Below are 2,413 nucleotides of genomic sequence, written 5' to 3' on the forward strand. Positions count from 1 at the left end.
GGTCCGCTCCGTTTATCAAAACGGAACGGCATCCGCACCACCTAAGCCGCTGGTCCAAAATCCGGGGTCCACTTCACACTGGATATATGGCTTTGTCTCCTTTCTTTGTTTGTGCATCTATGTACTCGTGTGGGGCCGTGAATCGCAATGAGGGGGATGTCCCGATCGGTGTTGAACTACGTCGGCCCGACGTAGTTCAACAGCGATCGGGACATCCCCATGCGATGGCTCTGGACATCGAACAACGCTGACGCGTTGACCGCATACCCACAGCAACCACAGCAGACGATGCCTCTGGCATAGCCGCAGGAATAACATCAGAAGCGGCCACATTTCCAACTAACAAAACGGTTCAAGCGGCTCTCGCTTCGCGTGTACGAAGTCGGCGCGGACATGACGGCTAACGCTCGTGGCTAAGCCGCGACCTTTTGACTCACAGGCGGACATCTGGCGCGATTTTTTTTCGTTCCCATGGTTGTAGGCATGATGGCCACAACTTTCGTACTGCTCCCGCCGCTCTCGTCTGGCGCTTAGGCCACCAATGTTGGGAAAGCGACTTGCAGTCAGATGAAGAACAATATCCGTTGCACGGAAAGGAGATACATGAACCACGCCTACAAAATTGGATGCATCACTATCGTCGATAATGATCTCAATCTTATCCAGACGATGGACGAATATTTGAGAAACAACAACTTGTGTACGGCCTTGGTGCGTACCCGCGAAGAAGCGCTGACCCGCTACAACAACGATGAGGTCATCATTGTAAATATGGACCTCGTCCGGCACAACGGATTCGAGCTCCTGCGTACTCTCCGTGATCGAGGAGATGTTCCCATTATTGTCGTAGGGAGCCGACGGGATGAGTACGATGCTGTGACCTGGCTGAACTCCGGTGCCGATGAATATCTAACGACACCACTGTCCATGGCTCGGCTTCTCGCTCACATCAACGCTCTGAGCAGGCGCCGGGTTCGCTTCACAGCTGGAATGAGAAGCCGCGCGCAGGGCGCACGATGGCTCTTCGCGGGGTGGGAGCTGCGCCTCAAATCTCGAAAACTCTATGATCCTTCAGGCCGGGTGGTACCCTTGACTGCGGCGGAATATTCGCTCCTGGTGACCTTTGTTGAATCAGCAGAACGGGCATTGTCGCGAGAATACCTACAACGGGCCACGCGTGTGCACGGAGAAATACTCGATCGCAGCATAGATGTTCAGATCCTCCGTTTGCGTCGCAAGCTTGAAGGAGATGCGCAGGCTCCCCGATTGATAAAAACTGTGCGTGGAGTGGGTTACTCGTTTACGATGCCGGCTGCCCGCGCTTGAAGTCTTCCTCGTGATAGAGATCCGACGCGCCAACTGACGCCGGCTGCCGCTCAGCGGAAGGTCAAGTCAGATTATGACGACGGCGCTTCTGCAGTGAGATAATCCGGTTGAGCAGCGCGCGCTGGCGCGCCACCGCCTCGTCTTCGTCCGACTTCAACACAGGTTCTGTCTGATGGGCCTTTGCGCCCGCGAATGTACGATCCCCCGCCTCGTGCTCGCACCGTTTCCTTATTGCCCTCATGGGCGGCGCTTCGCGAGCTGCTTTCAAAAAAATGGTAGGGCCCGCCGCCAAGCGCGCTGCGGTCGCGCATCTGCAGGCCGTCATGAGCCTGTCGGAACGGCGGGCCTGCTCGATCGTGGGCGCGGATCGGAAGATGATCCGTTATCGCTCCAGCCGCCCTGCGGACGCGGCTCTGCGCGGCCGGTTGCGCGATCTCGCCAACGAGCGGCGGCGTTTCGGCTACCGCCGGCTGTTCGTCCTGCTGCGGCGGGAGGGCGAGCCATCGGGGATCAACCGGATCTACCGGCTTTATCGCGAGGAAGGGCTCACCGTCCGCAAGCGGCGGGCTCGCCGCAAGGCCGTGGGGACCCGGGCCCCGATCCTGGTCGAGGCCAAGCCAAATGCCCGCTGGTCGCTGGACTTCGTCCACGACCAGTTCGCCAATGGCCGACGCTTCCGCATCCTCAACATCGTCGACGACGTCACCAAGGAATGCCTGGGCGCCATTCCGGACACGTCGATCTCGGGGCGGCGCGTGGCCCGCGAACTGACGGCCATCGTCGAGCGGCGTGGCAAGCCAGGAATGATCGTGTCCGACCATGGCACCGAGTTCACCTGCAACGCCATGCTGGCTTGGTGCAAGGACGCAGATATCGATTGGCACTTCATCGCACCGGGAAAGCCGATGCAGAATGGCTTCGTCGAGAGTTTCAACGGCCGGATGCGCGATGAACTGCTCAACGAGACCCTGTTCTTCGATCTGGATGACACCCGCGTCAAGGTCGCGGCTTGGGTCGCCGACTACAATATCCGGCGGCCTCACTCGTCGCTGAAATACCTGACCCCCGCGGCCTATGCCGCCCACCT

1 protein-coding gene and 1 pseudogene are annotated in these 2,413 nt (G+C 59.0%); both read left to right on the forward strand.

Annotated elements, in window-relative coordinates:
* The first annotated feature begins 603 nt into the window (after positions 1 to 603).
* Positions 604 to 1,326, forward strand: coding sequence for a winged helix-turn-helix domain-containing protein (locus AC5ZGW_RS45805; RefSeq protein WP_165435661.1), 723 nt, complete (start codon positions 604 to 606; stop codon positions 1,324 to 1,326).
* 243 nt (positions 1,327 to 1,569) lie between these two features.
* Positions 1,570 to 2,413, forward strand: a pseudogene (locus tag AC5ZGW_RS45810) (IS3 family transposase); the annotation flags it as partial.

The organism is Bradyrhizobium sp. Crot121, from assembly GCF_059512385.1.